The following is a 581-nucleotide window of genomic DNA, read 5'->3' as shown; positions in this document are numbered from 1 at the left end:
CCTCTGGATCCCCGCCTTCGCGGGGATGACGACTTGGAGCGGCGCGGCGAATTGGAGCAGCGCGGCGAAGCCGAGCGGCGAAATCGATTTGCCGCGCAACCCACCTACCGTCACGCCCGCGCAGGCGGGCATCCAGGGCGTCACCGCGATGCTGCTTCGCCCCACGGCATTCGCCCCGGCTGAACAGGCCCCCAGCCTGTCAACGCCACGCCCCCGCAGCCGTTCCCAGCCAATAGTCCACCGCCGGGAACCCCGATGAGCGCGAGCAAGGCCACGGCCGCCAACCGTTTCGGACTGGGCGCGCGCCCGGGCGAGCTGGAGCGCGGCGGCAGCGACGGGCGCGAGCGGTTGCTCGCGCAGTTGCGCCGCCCGCCGCCGCTCGATGCGTTCGCCGCGCTGCCCGGCAGCCTGGAGACCATGCGCCTGGAGTACCGCCAGCAGCAGCTCAATCGCGCCGAACGCGCGCAGCGCGTCCAGGCCGCGCCGGCGACCGGCGAGGGCGCGGCGATGTCGACGCAGGCGATGGCCGCCGGCGCGATGCCGGCCGAGGCGCCGTCGATGGCCGAAACCACGAGCATGGC

1 pseudogene is annotated in these 581 nt (G+C 74.2%); it reads left to right on the top strand.

Features of this window, described 5'->3' with window-relative positions:
- Positions 1-255: 255 nt before the first annotated feature.
- Positions 256-581: pseudogene (locus A7A76_RS14425) on the top strand (hypothetical protein); the annotation flags it as partial.

It is taken from the genome of Lysobacter enzymogenes (assembly GCF_017168095.1).
Lineage (GTDB): Bacteria > Pseudomonadota > Gammaproteobacteria > Xanthomonadales > Xanthomonadaceae > Lysobacter > Lysobacter enzymogenes_D.
Note: the sequence above shows the minus strand (reverse complement) of the source record. Positions and strands in the feature narration are given on the sequence as shown.